The sequence below is a fragment of the Variovorax sp. dw_308 genome (assembly GCF_019207085.1).
Classification (GTDB): domain Bacteria; phylum Pseudomonadota; class Gammaproteobacteria; order Burkholderiales; family Burkholderiaceae_C; genus Variovorax.
This window is the reverse complement of sequence record NZ_JAATOM010000008.1, coordinates 218,613-236,052: the sequence shown is the minus strand read 5'-3', so window position 1 is coordinate 236,052 and position 17,440 is coordinate 218,613. Positions and strand designations below refer to the sequence as shown.

General features: G+C 68.4%; 8 protein-coding genes. 7 read left to right on the top strand and 1 reads right to left on the bottom strand.

The features are described from left to right. Window positions 1-302: 302 nt before the first annotated feature. Window positions 303-1,310 carry a class I SAM-dependent methyltransferase gene (locus HCU76_RS18210; RefSeq protein ID WP_371319852.1) on the bottom strand — a complete coding sequence of 336 codons (1,008 nt, stop codon included), beginning with the start codon at window positions 1,308-1,310 and terminating at the stop codon, window positions 303-305. Between the two features lie 118 nt (window positions 1,311-1,428). On the opposite strand from HCU76_RS18210, the gene HCU76_RS18205 reads away from it, so the two are divergent. From HCU76_RS18205 to HCU76_RS18175, 7 genes are all read left to right on the top strand, one after another. Then, on the top strand, window positions 1,429-2,211 hold the full coding sequence (locus tag HCU76_RS18205; protein WP_218510232.1) for an SDR family oxidoreductase: 783 nt from the start codon (window positions 1,429-1,431) through the stop codon (window positions 2,209-2,211). Then, window positions 2,208-2,597, top strand: a complete 390-nt coding sequence (locus tag HCU76_RS18200; RefSeq protein ID WP_218510231.1) for a dihydroneopterin aldolase — start codon at window positions 2,208-2,210, stop codon at window positions 2,595-2,597. Before HCU76_RS18205 ends, HCU76_RS18200 begins: the two co-directional genes overlap by 4 nt. 1 nt (window position 2,598) lies before the next feature. After that, window positions 2,599-3,504 carry a tRNA 2-thiocytidine(32) synthetase TtcA gene (gene ttcA / locus HCU76_RS18195; protein ID WP_218510230.1) on the top strand — a complete coding sequence of 302 codons (906 nt, stop codon included), beginning with the start codon at window positions 2,599-2,601 and terminating at the stop codon, window positions 3,502-3,504. An 8-nt stretch (window positions 3,505-3,512) separates the two neighbouring features. Beyond that, a complete protein-coding gene (locus HCU76_RS18190) occupies window positions 3,513-4,145 on the top strand; it encodes a DUF4136 domain-containing protein (RefSeq protein ID WP_218510229.1) in 633 nt (210 codons plus the stop codon). Window positions 4,146-4,170: 25 nt separating this feature from the next. Beyond that, window positions 4,171-4,809 carry a histidine phosphatase family protein gene (locus HCU76_RS18185; protein ID WP_213952996.1) on the top strand — a complete coding sequence of 213 codons (639 nt, stop codon included), beginning with the start codon at window positions 4,171-4,173 and terminating at the stop codon, window positions 4,807-4,809. Window positions 4,810-5,177: 368 nt separating this feature from the next. After that, window positions 5,178-12,434 carry a polyketide synthase gene (locus tag HCU76_RS18180; RefSeq protein WP_218510228.1) on the top strand — a complete coding sequence of 2,419 codons (7,257 nt, stop codon included), beginning with the start codon at window positions 5,178-5,180 and terminating at the stop codon, window positions 12,432-12,434. Beyond that, complete coding sequence (locus HCU76_RS18175; RefSeq protein ID WP_256354260.1) at window positions 12,431-17,440, top strand: non-ribosomal peptide synthetase; 5,010 nt, start codon at window positions 12,431-12,433, stop codon at window positions 17,438-17,440. The genes HCU76_RS18180 and HCU76_RS18175 overlap by 4 nt, the downstream gene beginning before the upstream one ends.

Genomic DNA, 17,440 nt, shown 5'->3' with positions numbered 1-17,440 from the left:
GAATGGGTCCGCCTTCGGGCGGCCTATCCGACTGCTCGAGATTTCAGCAAGGTGGGGATTGCCGCCCGCTAACAGTACTGAGGCCATCGAGCTTAGGTAGAACGACGAGCGATCGCTCAAGCGATCCAACGGAGACCGATGGTGTCATGCGCGCGCATAGCGATTTTCATGTGGCGGTCAGGCTTTGTGCGACCTTGCCCCTGATTCCGTATCCCATAGCGGAGCTCATGAGTTGGCTTGCTTTAGTTGATTGGCGAGCCAGTCCTGCTCGAACTGCATCGGGCTGACGTAGGCCGCCAGCATCACAGCGTGTGCGAGCGATCACCTTGCGCGAACCCGACGGCGTCCCACGGCTCGCCGACGGAAAAGCCGATCACCTTGAACAACTCGCCCATCTCGTGCTCATGGATGAGCCGCGCCGCCAGCGTGCGTTGCGCCAGCGGGGCCAGTTCCATCTTCGATGCCAGGCCGCAGTTGATGAGGAAGCGCGCCTGGTTGCAGTAACCGAGCACATGCAAGCCGGCGTCCTGCCCCGCCAGCGCGATGCCGGTGAAGTTGACGTGGGCGGTGATGTCCTTGGCACCCAGGTCGACCAGCGGATCAGGGTCGGCCTGGTGCGACTTGTGGCACATCACCGTGCCCATGTGGCGCTGCGGGTGGTAGTACTCGGCCTCCGGGAAACCGTAGTCGAGGAAGAAGGCCGCGCCTTGCGTCAGGCGGTCGGCCAGCGTGGCGATGAAGGCCTCGGCCTGCGGGTGGATCTCTGTGAGGTAGTCCTGCGGGCCTGCGGGCTCGACTGGCGGACGCAGTTCGGTCGGGCGGTCTTCCCAGGCCCAGCCGTCGCCGTGCGCCACCACGCCGCGCTCGAACCACCGGCCCTTGACGCGCACCAGCAACTGCACGGGCATCGCATCGAGCACTTCGTTGCCGACGACGACGCCCTGCATCGCATCGGGCAAGGCGCTGAGCCATTCGACACGGTCGCCGAAGCGGTCGAGCCTCAGGCGCTGGCGCGCGCGCAGGCTGCCGGACAGGTCGACGATGCGGTAGCGCTTCACGCGCCGGCCCATCGCATCGAGGGCGTCGAGCAGCTGGGCCGCGAGCGCGCCGGAGCCGGCACCGAATTCCCACAGCGTGTCGGTGCCGGTCTTCTCCAGCGCCTCCGCCACCTGCACGGCCAGCGCCTGGCCGAACAGCGGGGTCATCTCCGGCGCCGTCACAAAGTCGCTGCCGGAGTCCGGCATCTGGCCGAACTTGCGGCTGTCGTTGGCGTAGTAGCCGAGGCCGGGCGCATAGAGGGCCAGCGCCATGAACCGGTCGAAGGGCAGCCAGCCGCCCGAGCGGGCGAGCGTGGCGTCGATAATCCGGGTCAGCGGATGGGCGCGTTCTGCGCCTGGCTCCAATTTCATGGATCGGGAATCTATCAGCATGGCAAAAACGGCTCCAGGCGTGCTCGTGACAGGCGGCGGACAGCGGCTGGGCGCCGCCGTCTGCACGGCTTTCGCGCATGCCGGCTGGCGCGTGTGGTGCCAGTACCGCGCCTCGCGCGAGGCTGCGGACGCGCTGTGCGCGCGGCTGCGCGACGAGGGCCACGCGGCCGAAGCGGTCGAGGCCGACATCACGAGCGAATCGGCACGCGAGGCGCTGGTCGCGCACGTCACGGCCCGCGCCCCGCTCCACTGCATCGTCAACAACGCATCCGCCTTCGACCCCGACACGGCGCTCGACTTCGACCCCGACGCGGCGATGAAGCAGCTGGGCGTGAACCTGATTGCCCCGCTCTCCTTCGCGCGGCTGCTGGCTCGCCAGCCCGCTGATGGCTCGGACCGCTGCGCCATCCACATCCTTGACCAGAAGGTGTTCAACCTGAACCCCGACTACTTCTCGTACACCGTGTCCAAACTCGCGCTCGAACGCGCCGTGGCTCTGCAGGCGCAGGCCCTCGCGCCCGCCGTGCGCGTGTGCGGCGTGGCGCCGGGTATCCTGTTCACGAGCGGGCCGCAGAACACCGCCAACTTCGAGAAGGCCGCGCGCGCCAACCTGCTGCGCCGCCCGATCGACCCCGCCGACGTCGCCAATACCTGCGTCTTCCTCGCCGCCACGCCCAGCGTGACCGGCACCACCCTCTGCGTCGACAACGGCCAGCACCTGGTGCCGACCGAGCGCGACATCATGTTCGTGGTCGACGACCTCCTGAAAGCCACCCCTTGACCTTTGCCGCCCTCGATCCCCTGCTGCTGTCGTGCCGTCGCGTGTTCCTGCGCGACTACGAGGTGTGGATCAACATCGGCGTGCACGACTTCGAGAAGAAGGCCGAGCAGCGCGTGATCATCAACGTCGACCTGTATGTACCGCTGGAACTTTCAACCCCCAAGGCGGACGAACTGGACGAAGTGGTCGACTACGACTTCATCCGCCGCACCATTGCCACGCGCGTGAGCAAAGGCCACGTGCAGCTGCAGGAGACGCTTTGCGACGACCTGCTCGCCGCCATGCTGGTCCATCCCAAGGTGCACGCCGCACGCGTGTCCACCGCCAAACCCGATGTGTACCCCGACTGCGATGCTGTCGGGGTCGAAGTATTCCGGAGCAAATGACATGAGCGCCATCTGGATCGACGAGGCCCCCCCGGCCGCCGCCTTCAGGATCGAACGAGAAACCCACAAGCTGGAGAAGCGCCTGTGCCGCCAGGTCGGCCAGGCCATCGTCGACTACAACATGATCGAGGAAGGCGACAAGGTCATGGTGTGCGTCTCGGGCGGCAAGGACAGCTACGCGATGCTCGACATCCTGCTGAAGCTGAAGGCCCGCGCGCCCATCCACTTCGACCTGGTCGCGGTCAACCTCGACCAGAAGCAGCCCGGCTTTCCCGAGGAGGTGCTGCCGAAGTACCTCAGCGAGCTCGGCGTGGCCTTCCACATCGAGAACCAGGACACCTACAGCATCGTCAAGCGCGTCATTCCCGAGGGAAAGACCACCTGCGGCCTGTGCAGCCGGCTGCGGCGCGGCATCCTGTACCGCGTGGCGGACGAGCTTGGCGCCACCAAGGTCGCGCTCGGCCATCACCGCGACGACATGCTGCAGACCTTCTTCCTCAACATGTTCTTCGCCGGCAAGCTCAAGAGCATGCCGCCCAAGCTGGTCAGCGATGACGGCAAGCACATCGTGATCCGGCCGCTGGCCTACGTGGCCGAGAAGGACCTGGTCCGCTGGGCGCAGCATCGCGAGTTCCCGATCATCCCGTGCACCCTGTGCGGCAGCCAGGAGAACCTGCAGCGCAAGCAGGTGGGCGAGATGCTGCGCGAATGGGACAGGAAGTACCCCGGCCGCGTGGAGAACATGTTCACCTCGCTGCAGAACGTGGTGCCTTCGCACCTGCTCGACGGAACGCTGCACGACTTCAAGGGTCTGAAAGCGACCGGCGTGGCCGACGAGGATGGCGACAGGGCCTTCGACCCGCCCGAACTTCCGTCCCCCGGCATCGGGGTCCTGCGAATGGCCTAGGAGTTCTCATGCGACGTGCGCTGGCGGCCCTCTTCCTGATTGCAAGCCTCAGCGGCTGCGCATCCACCTGGGTGGTCGACAGCAACGTCAAGAGCTTTTCCAAGCTGGACGCAGTGCCTGCCGGAACCGCCTACCGGTTCGAACGCCTGCCGTCGCAGCAGGCTGCCGAGCCGCAGCAAGAGCAACTGGAGAGCATGGCCGGCGCCGCGTTGGCCCGCGTCGGGTTGCAGCGCGACGACGTCCGGGCGGTCTACAGCGCGCAGATCACGGCGCGCGTGGCCGCGACGCTCTCTCCGTGGGCCGATCCATGGCTCTACCCACCGGGCTGGTGGCCAGGCTACGGATATGGCTACGGCTACGGCTACGGCCCTCGCTACGGACGCGGCTGGTACGGCGGCGGGTGGTACGGGTCTGCGTTCATCCCGCCTGCTGCCAACCCTTGGTACGAGCGTGAAGTGGGCCTCGTGCTGCGCGACCTGAAGTCCGGGCAGGTGGTCTACGAAACGAGGGCCCGGAACGACGGCCCCTACGCATCGAGCGGCGTCGTGCTCGCAGTCATGTTCGATGCGGCCCTGCAAGGCTTTCCGAATCCGCCGCCGGGCGAGCGAGTGGTCAATATTCCCCTCCAGCCCCGGCCCTGAACCAGAAAGTTCTAAGCTCGCCCCGATGGATGTGACCCGACTGATCGCCGTTCGCCACGGGGAAACCACCTGGAATGTCGACGCGCGGCTGCAGGGTCAGCTCGACATCCCCTTGAACGCCACCGGCGCCTGGCAGGCTGCGCGCCTTGGCGAGGCCCTGGCCAGCGAGCCGATTGCGGCGGTCTATGCCAGCGACCTGAGCCGCGCCTGGCAGACGGCGCAGGCGATTGCCGCGCCTCACGGGATCGACATCGTCAGCGATGCAGGGCTGCGGGAACGCGGCTTCGGTCATTTCGAGGGCAAGACCTTCGCCTGGATCGAGGCCGAGATGCCGGAGCAGGCTCGCCTCTGGCGCACCCGGGACACTGCCTTCGCGCCCGAGGGCGGCGAGTCGCTGGTCGTCTTCCGCGACCGTGTGGTCATGACCGCCACGGCCATTGCGGCGCGCCATCCGGGCGAGCTGATCGTGCTGGTGGCTCATGGCGGCGTCATGGACGTGCTCTACCGCGCCGCCACCCGCCAGGAGCTGCAGGCGCCGCGCACCTGGCAACTGGGCAACGCCGCCGTCAACCGCCTGCTCTGGACGCCGGAGGGCTTCACCCTCGTGGGTTGGAGCGACACCACCCATCTGACAGGTGATGCGCTGGACGAGAACGCCCCTTAAATCCGGAATTTGGCAGCTTCCCGTAACTTTTACGTGGGAGAGCGCCCCGTGTGCGAGGCTTTTCGTATTCAAACTACGTGACCGGGCGCAGAATCTTTTGAGTGTGAAGTTTTTCCGGTGTCAACCACTCAATCGAAACCGATTGCATATGGACTGACACAGATTGTGCAGCGCAATAGGCCGTTCGGTCAGCCCATTTGGTGAATGTGCCTTGGGCTGCAAGAGGGCAATATCGGGACCGGACACGGCATGAACTCTTTTGCATTACTTTCTACCTCCAGAAACATCATGTTTCCTCTCTTGCAGCAAGTGGCGGCGTGTTCACTGCTCCAATGTTAATCAACTGCTAACCGACTGACCCAGACTCCATGGCTACGCAACAGGAACCCGTGACCTCCGCGCAGATCGGTGGGTCGCTGCCCGGCCTGTTCCCGCCGGTCGCCGGATCCAGCGCCGCCCAAGCGGCCCCTTGCATCCTCCATCACAGCTTCGACGAGGCCTTCGGCGAGAGACTTCGCCGCGCCACCGCCGAGGCCGGCTGGCTGCCCGACACGCCGCACGTCGCGGCCTTGTCATTGCTGCGCCAACTGTGGCTTGACGCCGTGCCCACCGAACGGGCGGGCACTTGCCGCGAATGGATCGCCAGCGTGGATGCCGCGCGGCGCGAGGGCGGCATGGCTGACACCGCGATCGGCTGGATGGGCGCCACCCTCCCCGGCGCCGCCGCCGAGGGACAACTGCGCCTGGCCGGCGATCACCAGGCGCTGCACCTGGATGCGGCCGCGGGCCAGGCCGACCCGGCCACCGCCTCGCACCTGCTTGAAACACTGGCGACGACGCTGCGAGCGCTTCTGGCCGACCTGGATGCGCCGCTGGCCGAGGTGCCCGCCGTGACGCCGGCCGACAGCCAGCGCATGCTGAGCGAATGGAACCGCCCGGTTTCCGCCTACGATCCCGCGCTCACAGTGCACGGCCTGTTTGCGAAGCAGGTGGCCGCGGCGGCCGGGCGCACGGCGCTGATCGGCGCCGGCCAGTCGATGAGTTATGTCGAACTGAGCCAGCGCGCCGAACGCATCGCCCGCCGGTTGCAATCGCAAGGCGTGCGCGCGGGCGATGCCGTCGGCGTGCTGCTGGGACGCTCGCCCGACGCCATCGCCGCCTTGCTCGGCATCCTCCAGGCCGGCGCGGCCTACGTGCCGGTGCAACCTGATTTCCCGCACGAGCGACTCGGGTTCATGCTGGCCGACGCCGGCGTCAAGGTGCTGGTCAGCGAGCATGCACACGCCGCGGCCGTTCCTTCCGGGCTGGTCACGCTGTGGCTCGACCATGCACAAGCCGACGACGCGGCAACCCTCGCGCCGCTACAGGCCATCGACGTCGATGGCGATGCCCGCGCCTACGTCATGTACACCTCCGGCTCGACCGGCGTACCCAAGGGCATCGAGATCTGCCATCGCTCGATCCTGCGTCTGGTCGTCGACGCCGCCTATGTGGACCTGCGTGCCGACGAGCCGATGCTGCATGCGGCGCCGCTGGGATTCGACGCCTCCACCCTCGAGATCTGGGGCCCCTTGCTCAACGGCGGCTGCTGCGTCGTGCACGACGAGGACATGCCCACCGGCACCGGCCTCGCACGCACCATCGGCAGCCACGGCGTCAAGACCGCGTGGCTCACGGCCGCGCTGTTCAACGCCGTGATCGATGACAACCCCGCGCATCTTTCCGGCCTGCGCCAGCTTCTGGCCGGCGGCGAGGCGCTGTCGGTGGCCCATGTGCGCCGCGCGCTGGCTGCGCTGCCGGGCCTGACGCTGATCAACGGCTACGGTCCCACCGAGTGCACCACCTTCGCCGCGACGCATCGCATCCCGCATGACCTGCCGGCCGATGCGCGCTCGGTGCCGATCGGCAAACCGATCACCGACACCACGCTGCACGTCCTCTCGCCCACGCTCGGCCTGCTGCCAGCCGGCTTCGTCGGCGAACTCTGCATCGGCGGCCGCGGCCTCGCGCGCGGCTACCTGCAGCGCCCCGACCTGACGGCCGAACGCTTCGTGCCCGACCCCTTCGGCGCACCTGGCGACCGGCTCTACCGGACCGGCGACCAAGCCCGTTGGCTGGCCGACGGCACCATTGAATTCCTCGGCCGCGCCGACGGCCAGGTCAAGATTCGCGGCCATCGCATCGAGACCGGCGAGATCGAGACCGCCCTCAACACCCATCCCGGCGTGCGCGCCAGTGCGGTGGTGCCGCGGCCGGACGCCAGCGGCGAGACCCGGCTCGTGGCCTACCTGGTGGCCAGCGACGCGCCGGTGCCGTGGGACGAACTGCGCGCGCACATCGCGGCCCGCCTGCCCGAAGTCATGGTGCCGGCCGCACAGGTCTGGCTGGAGCGCCTGCCCGTCACGATCAACGGCAAGCTCGACCGCCGCGCCCTGCCGGAGCCGACCCGCGAACGCCCCGAACTTGCCCAGCCCTTCGAAGCGCCGCGCAGCGAGGCCGAACGCAAAGTCTGCGAGGCCTTCGCCAGTGCGCTGGGCCTGGACCGGATCGGCCGCCGCGACAACTTCTTCGACCTGGGCGGCAACTCGCTGCTGGTGCTGAAGGTGCTGGCGCAACTGCAACGCAACAGCAGCCGCACGCTGTCCGCCAACCTCTTCTTCACCGACCCGACGCCGCTGGCGATCGCCGCGGAACTGGAAGACACGCCGGTGGCCGCAGCACAAGCCGCTGCACCCGCAGCACGCAAGGATGCCGAGGAACCCATCGCCGTGATCGGCATGGCCTGCCGCGTCCCCGGCGCAGCCGACGTCGAGCAGTTCTGGACCAACCTCGTCGAGGGCCGCGAAAGCATCAGCTTCTTCGACGACGCCACGCTCGACGCCGGCGTCAGCGCCGCCCTCCGCGCCGACCCGTCCTATGTGCGGGCGCGCGGCGTGATCGACGGCATCGAGATGTTCGACGCCGCCTTCTTCGGCATCAACCCGAAGGAAGCCGAGTTGATGGATCCGCAGCAGCGCGTGTTCCTCGAACTGTGCTGGGAATGCCTCGAACGCGCAGGCCATGCGCCGGACCAATGCGTCGAACCGGTCGGCGTCTACGCGGGCATGTACAACGCGACCTACTTCCAGCGCCACGTCAGCACGCGGCCCGACCTGATCGAGGCGGTCGGCGAGTTCCAGGTGATGCTGGGCAACGAGAAGGACTACATCACCACGCGCGTGGCGAACAGGCTCAATCTCACCGGCCCGGCCGTCGCGATCCACACCGCCTGTTCGACCTCGCTGGTGGCGATTGCGCAAGCCTTCCATGCGCTGCGCAGCGGCCAATGCCACATGGCGCTGGCCGGAGGCGCATCCGTCACCTGCCCGCCGCGCAGCGGCTATCTCTACAACGAAGGCTCGATGCTGTCGCCCGACGGCCACACACGCAGCTTCAGCGCACAGGCCAGGGGCACGGTGTTCAGCGACGGCGCGGCGGTGGTGCTGCTCAAGCGCCTGTCCGACGCGATCGCCGATGGGGACACCATCCATGCAGTGCTGCGCGGCGCGGCCATCAACAACGACGGCGGCGCCAAGGCCAGCTTCACGGCGCCCAGCGTCAAGGGCCAGGCGGCGGTCGTATCGGCGGCGTTGGCCAACGCTGGCGTCGATGCCCGCAGCATCTCCTATGTGGAAGCGCACGGCACGGCCACGCCGATGGGCGACCCGGTCGAGGTCGAAGGCCTGCGCCAGGCTTACGCCCGCTACACCAGCGACCTCGGCTTCAGCGCCATCGGCTCCCTAAAAAGCAACGTCGGTCACATGGTCACGGCGGCAGGCGCCGGTGGCTTGATCAAGACCGTGCTGGCACTCGAGAACGAGACCCTCCCGGCCACGCTGCACTACGACGCGCCCAACCCAGCCATCGACTTCAGCGCCACGCCCTTCAAGGTCCAGCACGAACGCGCCGCCTGGCCGCGCTCGCAACAGCCGCGCCGCGCCGGCGTGAGCGCATTCGGCGTCGGTGGCACCAACGCGCATGTGATCGTCGAGGAAGCGCCGCTGCAGGCGCCTTCCGATGCATCGTCGCTGCCGCAGTTGCTGCAGGTCTCCGCCCGCACGCCCGCCGCGCTGGCCGCCGCGATCCAGCGCCTGGCCGACCACCTCGACGCGCACCCGGACGTGTCGCTGCCCGACGTTGCCCACACCCTGCGCGTCGGCCGCAAGGCATTCGCGCAACGCGCAGTCTTCGTCGCCAGCGACGTGGCGCAGGCCGTCGCCGCGCTGCGCAAGGCCGATTCGCCGATGCGCGCCAGCGCCACCGTCGCGGCATCGGCGCCGCAACCCGTTTTGATGTTCCCCGGCCAGGGCGCGCAGTACCCGCGCATGGGCCAGGGCCTCCATGAAGGCGACGCCGTGTTCCGCGCCGCCTTCGATGAATGCCTGCGCGCCTTCGACGGCGTGCTTGGTTTCGATATGCGCGAGCGCATGTTGTCAGCGGACTTGGCTGCGTTGTCACCGACGTCAGTGACCCAGCCAGCCATGTTCACGCTGGAATATGCACTTGCGCGCCAATTGCTGTCGCTCGGCCTGAAGCCGGCCGCGTTCATCGGCCACAGCGTCGGTGAGTTCGCCGCCGCGGTGCTTGCCGGCGTGATGTCGCTGGAGGACGCGGCCCGCCTGGTCGCGCGCCGCGGCGCGCTGATGCAGGCCCTGCCCGCCGGCGCGATGCTCAGCGTGCGCCTGCCAGCGGCCGACCTCGAAGCCCGCCTGCCGACCGCCATTTCGCTGGCCGCCGAGAACGGCCCGACTGCCTGCGTCGCCGCCGGCCCGTTCGAAGCCATCGAGACGCTGCGCGCCACGCTCGAAGCCGAAGGCGTCGCGGTGCGCCTGCTGCAGACCTCGCATGCCTTCCACTCGTCCATGATGGAGGCGGCCGTGGCGCCCTTCGAGGCGCTGGTGCGCGAGGTGCAACTCTCTGCCCCCACGCTGCCGATCTACTCGACGCTGACCGGCCACCTGCTGACCGACGCCGAAGCCACCGACCCGCGCTACTGGGCCCGCCACCTGCGCGAAGCGGTCCGCTTCTCCCCCGCCGTGCGCAGCGTGATGGCGGAGGTGCCGCACGCCGTCTTCATCGAGGTCGGCCCGCGCAACACCCTCGCCACGCTGGTCCGCCAGCATGCGACCAAGTCCTTCCCCGCGCCCGCCATCGCGCTGCTGGGCGACCAGCCTGCCGACGAATGCGCCGCATGGCGCCTCGGCGCCGGCCGGCTCTGGGCCACCGGCGTCGAGATCGATCTCCTGAAACTCGACGAACGGGCGCGCAAGCTGCGCCTGCGTCTTCCCACCTACCCCTTCGAGCACAAGCGCTTCTGGGTCGACATCGCAGCCACGGCCCCTGTCCCAGCCGCCGCGATCGCCCCTTCCGCACCCGCCCTTGCCGCCCCACTTTCACAGCCCCTCCCGGAGCCGACCATGACTGCCGTACTCCCACCCACCACCGCCGCCCCTGCGCGCCGCGCCGCCCTGACGGCACGCCTGCGCGAACTGTTCGAGGAAATTTCCGGCATCGAGATGGGCGACGCCGACGGCGGCGTGCCCTTCGTCGAAATGGGCCTGGATTCCCTCACGCTCACCCAGGCCGCCACCCAGGTCAAGAAGCACTTCAAGGTCAACCTGAGCTTCCGCCAGTTGATGGAAAGCTATCGCAGCTTCGACGCGCTCGGCGAATTCCTCGACGTGACACTGCCGCCGGATGCCACGCCCGCAGCGGCGCCTGCCATCGCAGCCCAGGCGACCGTCGCCGCGCCACAGCTCCTGCCGCAGGCCGCCATGCCAATGCAGGCGATGCCGGTGCAAGCGCTGGCGCTGCCGGCCGCCGGCGGTACCTTGATGCAGCAGGTCATCGCCCAGCAGATGCAACTCATGCAGCAGCAATTGATGCTGCTCTCCGGCGCACCGCAGCAAGCGGCCGCCATGGTGGTCCCCACCGTTGCGGCGAGCGTGCCTGTCGCACCCGCAACGCCTGTCGCGGTGGCCGCCGCACCGGCCACCGCCGCAACCGACCCCGCCGACCCGTCCGAGCCCCAGGGCCCGATCAAGTACGACGTGAAGAAGGCCTTCGGCGCCATCGCCCGCATCCACACGCAGAGCAAGGACCCGACCGAGCGACAGCGCGCGCGGCTGGCCGCCTTCATGCGCCGCTACACCGACCGCACCGCCAAGAGCAAGGCCTTCACCCAGGACAACCGCTCGCACATGGCCGATCCGCGCGTGGTCAACGGTTTCCGCCCGACCACCAAGGAGATCACCTACCAGGTCGTGGTCGAGCGCTCCAAGGGCTCGCGCCTCTGGGACATCGACGGCAACGAATACGTCGACGTGCTGAACGGCTTCGGCATGAACATGTTCGGCTGGCAGCCCGAGTTCGTGCAGGAGGCGGTCCGCAAGCAGCTCGACGCCGGCTACGAGATCGGCCCGCAGCATCCGCTGGCCGCCGAGGTCACGCAACTGGTCTGCGAACTCACCGGCTTCGACCGCGCCGCCCTCTGCAACACCGGCTCCGAATCGGTGATGGCCGCCATCCGCATCGCCCGCACCGTCACCGGGCGCAGCACCATCGTGCTGTTCAGCGGCTCCTACCACGGCACCTTCGACGAAGTGCTTGTGCGCGCCGGCAAGAATGCCAAGGGCATGTCCGCCGCGCCCGGCGTGATGCAGGGCATGTTCGGCGACGTGCGCGTGCTCGACTACGGCACGCCCGAATCGCTCGAATTCATCCGTGCCAACGCCGACGACCTGGCCTGCGTGGTCTGCGAGGCGGTGCAGAGCCGCCGTCCCGACTTCCAGCCGCGCGAGTTCCTGCGCGAGGTGCGCGCCATCACCGAGAAATCGGAAACCTGCCTGATCTTCGACGAGGTCATCACCGGCTTCCGTTCGCATCTCGGCGGCGCGCAGGAGATCTTCGGCATCCGCGCCGACCTGGCCTGCTACGGCAAGGTGATCGGCGGCGGCTTCCCGGTCGGCGTGGTGGCCGGCAAGCGCGAGTTCATGGACGCGCTCGACGGCGGCGCCTGGCAATACGGCGACGCCTCGGTGCCGACCGTGGGCGTGACCTACTTCGCCGGCACCTTCGTGCGGCACCCGCTGGCACTGGCCGCCTGCAAGGCCTCGCTGCTGCACCTGAAGCAAGCCGGCAACGCATTGCAGACGCAACTCAACCTGCACACGGCCGCCATGGCCGACGAACTCACGGCCTTCTGCCGCGAGGTCGGCGCGCCGCTGGAGATCCGCTACTTTGCCTCGCTGTGGCGCGTGCACTGGCTGGAAGACCACCCGCTGCAGGACCTGCTGTTCGCGATGATGCGCAGCCGCGGCGTGCACATCCTCGACAACTTCCCCTGCTTCATGACGACCGCGCATTCGCAGCAGGACATCGCCACCATCAAGTCGGCCTTCAAGGAATCCATCGCGGAAATGCAGGAAGCTGAATTCCTGCCGCGCCGCGCCGCCGCCGTGCAGCGCTTCGACGCCGCCCATCCCCCCGTCCCGAACGCCCGGCTCGGCCGCGACAAGGACGGCCAACCCGCGTGGTTCATTCCTGACCCCTCCGCACAGGGCAAGTTCATCAAGATCCAACCATGATCGACGCAAGCAGCATGGCATTTGAAAACGACGACGCGGTTGCATTCGACCCTTTTGCGTCGGGCCAGATCGAGCAGATCGTTCCCAGCACCGAAGCCCAGCGCGAGGTCTGGCTGGGCGACCAGCTCAGCGCCGAAGCCTCGCTGGCCTACAACGAGTCCATGGTGTTCCGCCTGCGGGGCGCACTGCAGGTGCAGGCGCTGTCGCTGGCGCTGGATCAACTGGTCCAGCGGCACCAGTCGCTGCGCGCGACCTTCTCGGCCGACGGCACGCAACTCGTGATCGGCGAAGCCGCGCCGCTCGCGCTGGTGCAGCATGACCTGAGCTCCGGTGACGTGTCGTCGCGGCAACAAGCCCTGGCCGCCGCACATGCCGCGGCCATGCACCAGCCCTTTCCGCTGTCACAAGGTCCGTTGCTGCGTGCTGCGCTCTACAAGCTGGGCGCGGCCGAGCATGAACTCGTGATGACCGCACACCATGCAGTCTGCGATGGCTGGTCCTGGGGCGTCATTGCCGAGGAACTGCCACAGCTCTATGCCGAACAGACCGGCGAGGGCCCTGCCCTCGACCCTGCCACCGGCTACGCAGACTACGCGGCCTGGGAGGCGGTCGAGGCTGCCAGCCCGGCCATGCAAGGGCACGTGGACTACTGGCTCGGCCGTTTCGGCGGCGGCAACCTGCCCGTGCTGGAGTTGCCGCTCGATCGCCCGCGCCCGGCTGTGCGCACCTTCAAGTCACGCCGCGTCGACCACCTGCTGGATCCGGCCTTGCTCGGCGAACTGCGCCGCGTCGGCGCCAGCACGGGCGTCAGCCTGTTCGCCACGCTGTTCAGCGGCTTCGGCGCGCTGCTGCACCGCCTGACCGGGCAGGACGACCTGGTGGTCGGCATCGCCGCCGCCGGCCAGTTGGCCAGCGACATGCCCAAGCTGGTGGGCCACTGCGTCAACACGCTGCCGCTGCGCCTCGCGGTCGATCCGAAGATGCCTTTCGACGCGTTTGCACGCGCATCGTCGAGCGTGCTGATGGACGCCTTCGAGCACCAGACCCTGACCTACGGCTCGCTGCTGACCAAGCTGGCCGTGCGTCGCGACCCGAGCCGCCTGCCACTGGTGAGCGTGCTGTTCAATGTCGACGGCGATGCGACGCCGAGCGCCGGCTTCCCCGGCCTCGAAGTCGAGCAGCGCAGCATCCCGCGCGCCTTCGAGAACTTCGAGCTGTTCGTCAACCTGACGCCGGCCGCGGGCGGCATGCGCATCGAGGCGCAATACAACACCGACCTGTTCGACGAAGCCACCATCGTCCACTGGCTCTCCATCTACGAGACCCTGCTGCGTTCGCTCGCACAGGACCCGAAGCAGGCCCTGGCACAGATCAACCTGGTGTCGCCGGTCGAGGCACAGGCGCTGGCCGAGATGCAACCGGAGCCCACCGCGTTGCCCGTGCCTGCGCTGATGCACACCGGTTTCACCGCCATGGCGGCGCTGCAGCCGGAGCGCCGCGCGATCCGTCACGGCGCGCGCACCATGAGCTACCGCGAGCTGGACGAGCAATCCAACAAGCTCGCGCATGCCTTGCGTGCACGTGGCGTCGGCCATGGCCAGCTGGTCGGCCTGTGTATCGAGCGCGGCTTCGACATGTTGATCGGGCTCATCGGCATCCTGAAGGCCGGCGCGGCCTATGTCCCGCTCGACCCGACCTTCCCCAAGGCCCGGCTCGACTATTACGCCGAGGACGCCCGCCTGAGCCTGCTGCTCACCTCTGCCCTGCTGTCCGGCGCGCCGCGCAGCTGGTGCGTCGATGCGGCCCAGCGCGTGTTCGAGATCGACGCCGAGAGCGAATGGAAGTCCGGCAGCGCCGAGGCGCTGGCCCCAAGCGCACTCGACGCGCAGGAAGAAGACCCGGCCTATGTGATCTACACCTCCGGCTCGACCGGCAAGCCCAAGGGCGTCGTGGTGCCGCACCGCGCCGTGTCGAACCTGATCCAGAGCATGCAGCGCGCCCCCGGCATCGGCCCGCGCGACCGCCTGGCCGCCGTGACCACGCTCTCTTTCGACATTGCCGTGGCCGAGCTGATGCTGCCGCTCACCGCCGGCGCCGAGATCATCATGGTGCCGCGCGAAGTGTCGATGGACGGCAATCAATTGCGCGCGCTGCTCGAAACCGAGAAGGTTTCCGTGCTGCAGGCCACGCCCGGCATGTGGCGCCTGCTGCTCGATGCGCAATGGACCGGCGGCCCGCAGATCTGCGGCTGGATCGGCGGCGAGAGCGTGCCGGCCGACCTGGCCCTGGCGCTGCTCGACAACTGCGCCGAAGTCTGGAACGTGTACGGCCCGACGGAAACCACCGTCTGGTCGACCGTCTGGAAAATGGACCGCGACCAGATCAGGCAGAGCGGCGTGTCGATCGGCCAGCCCATCGACAACACCGGCATCTGGATCCTCGACAGTGCGCTGCAAGCCTGCCCGGTCGGCGTGCCCGGCGAGATCTGCATCAGCGGCACGGGCGTGACGCTGGGCTATTTCGATCGCCCCGAACTCACCGCAGAGAAGTTCGTCACCACGCTGATCGACGGGCAGGAGACGCTGATCTACCGCACCGGCGACAAGGGCCGCTGGCGCAACGACGGCCTGCTGGAACACATGGGCCGCTTCGACTTCCAGGTGAAGGTGCGTGGCTACCGCATCGAACTGGGCGAGATCGAATCGCGCGCCAACGAAGCCCCCGGCGTGGCGCGCAGCGTGGTCATCACCCGCGAGGACCGGCCCGGCGACGTGCGCCTGGTCGCCTACCTCGCACTGACGCCCGGCGCCACCTTCGACGCCGCCGCCTTCGACCGCCACCTGCGCGCCCACCTGCCGCAGTACATGCTGCCGCAGCACGTGGTCACGCTGGATGCATTGCCACAGTTGCCCAACGGCAAGATCGACCGCAAGTCGCTGCCCGCGCCGCAAGCCGCGGCAGTGGATTCTGCCGAGCGCGTGCTGCCGCGCAACCCGCGCGAGCAAACCGTGCTGCAAGCCATGGAGCAGGTGCTGAACCTGCCGGGCCTCGGCATTCGCGACGACTTCTTCGCCCTCGGCGGCCACTCGCTGCTGGCGGCGCGCCTCACCACCCAGCTCGGGCGGACGTTCGGCATCACCGTGCCGCTGCGCACCTTGTTCGAGGCGCCGACGACCGAGCAACTGGCCGTCGTCATCGCCGAGATGCTCGACGCCGGCGCGACCACCACGCAGATCCCGCACCAGCCCGGCCGCACCAGCGCGCCGCTCACGCCGATGCAGGAGCGCATCCGCTTCCTGGAAGAGTTGCACCCGGGCCGCTCGGTCTACAACGAGCCCTCGGCGCACCGCTTCACCGGGCCGCTCAACGCCGTCAAGTTCGCCGCCGCGCTGAAGGAGATCATCCGTCGCCAGCCCGCGATGCGCACCAGCATCGGCGTGGACCCTGCCACGCGTGAAGCGGTGCAACGCATCGAGCCATCCATCGCGTTCGACCTGCCGATCATCGACCTGCAATCGGTCCCGGCCGACCAGCGCGAAGCCGAACTCGGCGAGCGCATGCAGACCCTGGCCGACCAACCCATCGACATCCACCGCGCGCCGCTGTTCCATGCCGCGCTGTTCCGGATGGCGCCGGACGACCATGCCTTCGTGTTCGTGCCGCACCACCTGGTCTGGGACGGCTGGTCCTTCGACCTGCTGCAAAGCGAACTCGCCACCATCTACAGCGCTTTGGTGAAGGGCGAGCCGCACGGCCTGCCCGAGTTGTCGGTCGATGCCGGCGACTTCGCCGCCTGGTACAGCAACTGGCTGAAGCAACCGGAATTCGAGGAGCAACTGCGCTACTGGAAGGCCCGCTTCGCCAATGCGCCAACACCGAGCGCGCTGAAGACCGACATGCCGCGCAAGGCCGGCATGAGCGGCCAGGGTGGCACGCAGTGGATCAGCGTGGACAAGACGCTGGCCGACCGCTTGCGCCAGGTCGCGCTCGAACACGGCGTGACGCTGAACATGCTGACGCTCGCGCTCTACCTCGCGATGCTGGGCCGCGTGACCGAGGGCGACGCCGTCACCATCGCGATGCCGGTGCGCGGCCGCGAGCAGCCCGAACTGGAAAACGTGATGGGCTTCTTCAACAACGTGCTGCCGCTCGCCTTCGAGGTCAAGCAAGGCCAGCGCCTCGGCGACTTCCTGCAGTACGTCAAGCGCGAACTGCTGGGCGTCATGGGCCACCAGCAGGTGCCCTTCGAGCGCCTCGTGGCCGAGCCGGAATTCTCGGCCCGCGTCAAGGGCGGCGGACTCTACCAGTCCCTCTTCTCGTTCCAGGACACCCGCGAACGTCCGCGCGACCTGGGCGGCCTGCAGGACCGGCAGATGCACCTGCTGCAGCGCGGCGCCACCGACGACCTCGGTGTCTGGCTGATGGAAAAGGCGCAGGGCCTGGAAGGCGCCGTGGTCTACAACGCCGACATCTACCGCCGCGACACCGCCGCCGCCTTCCGCGACCGCTACATCGAGGTGTTGCGTGCGGCCGCCGCGCAGCCCGACGGCCAGCTCGACGACCTCACCGCGCCCGGTGATTCGACCGCCGCCGCGCACCTGCAACGGCTGGGCAAGGGCTCGGCGGAGGTCAAGCCCGCGGCCGCGCCGGCGCAGCCCGCGGCGTCTCCCGGCAACGTGCAACCACTGCTGCTGCCCGAGCAGGCGCAACTGGCGCAGCTCTGGGCCAGCACGCTGGGCATCGACGTGAACGACATCCGCAGCACCGACAACTTCTTCGACCTCGGCGGCGAGTCGATGCAGGCGATGCGCATCGTCCAGCAGGCCGAACAAGTACTCGGCTTCCGGGTCGAGCCGCGCCGCTACGTGTTCGAGAACCTCGGCCAACTCGCCACCGCCGAGCTGGGCACACCCCTCGACCCATCGGCTGCGCCATTTGGCACAGAACGCGCACCTGTGAAGCGCGGATTGCTCGGCCGCGTGCTCGGCTGGGGCCGCAAGAACTAG